1 protein-coding gene is annotated in these 1,268 nt (G+C 59.5%); it reads left to right on the plus strand.

Translation table 11 applies throughout. The features are described 5' to 3' along the window. Positions 1-363: 363 nt before the first annotated feature. A complete protein-coding gene (locus NKJ75_RS32740) occupies positions 364-612 on the plus strand; it encodes a hypothetical protein (protein WP_023699417.1) in 249 nt (82 codons plus the stop codon). Positions 613-1,268 lie beyond the last annotated feature (656 nt).

Consider the following 1,268-nt stretch of genomic DNA (forward strand, 5'->3'; position numbering starts at 1 on the left):
GCCGCCAGCGGCGCACCGCCCTCGTTCGTGAGGCGTATATAGTCGCCACCAACCAGAACTGTCAACAGTCATCGACGATGTTTTTTCGATTTCTCGTGGAGATATCCACGGGGCGGAAATTCGTGAGCTGGCTTGGCTGAAATTGTGAGTGGTGTTCCGCTGAGGATCACTCTTCTACCAAGCTCCCACCTAGGCGGCGGCAGGTGCGTGCCATCGGCCTGAGAATCGCCTCCTGGCGAGTGTCGATCCCCACGCCAGCCTAAGCAGCGCTTCAGAGCCGGCCTTCCAGCAATTCCGCCGTGATGTTGCGGCCGGCGAAAAAATACCCAGGACCAGACCCGTTCGGCATCGACTGCGAAAGCAATGCTGACGGCACGTCGCCAGCTGATGATCCGCGGACCAGGCATGATCTCGACCCGCTCTGTGCCGCACTGTGGAAAAGTCGACACGCTCAGGCAATGGTCGCGCATGCCGACAACGAAATTCCAAGCGATCGCCGGCGACGCACGGGTCGGCTACGTCGTCATAGAACTGGCCGAGTTCAGTTCCGCCTTGGGGTGGAAGACAATGCGGTACTCCATTGCCTATTTGGCTTTCGCCTGCTTCGCGTGATGACGCGCCTCGAGTCGCGGAAAAACCGTCTCGACAGGGATGCCCTTAGCCGGATCCTGCCGGAGCTCGGTCAGGCGCGCCGGAACCTCCTCGCGCAGCCATCTCTCCCGCTCCGCCTCGAAATCCTCGAGCATACGTAGGCCGGCGCGAACATCTCAGGCATTGTTGTAGCGGCCTGATTCGAGCTGCTTCCTGATGAAGCTCTCATAGTGGTTCGTCGTTCAGAGCGTAATCGGGCACGGCAACCTCCTGGAAGATTATGGCGCCGATCAAGCCCGGTAGCAATAATAGCAATGATTGGAAGCGCACGATCACGGTTCGTTTTCCAAGATCTGATGGCGAGAGAATGGTTCGTCGCCTGGTTTTGCAGGGTCCAAAGCGTCCGGTCACCATCGCGCCGGCGCGTGGCGGTTGCCGCGCTGACAGAGCCGGGAGCCAACCGGCTTCGCGTGGGCAAAGGTGCCGAATAACAAAAAGGCCTGCGAGCTGCGGGCGGTTGGCTCATGATTTGGCTTTTCTGTCCTACGGCGTCGGCTTCGCCTGCTTCCGACCCCTGGTGCAGGTTAAAATCGCCATCGATCACGGTCCGAACGCAAAAAGCCCGCGTGAAGCGGGCTTTTTTTGTTGGTTGCGGGGACAGGATTTGAACCTGTGAC

The sequence above is a fragment of the Mesorhizobium sp. M0058 genome (assembly GCF_040323095.1).
In the GTDB taxonomy this organism is placed as follows: domain Bacteria; phylum Pseudomonadota; class Alphaproteobacteria; order Rhizobiales; family Rhizobiaceae; genus Mesorhizobium.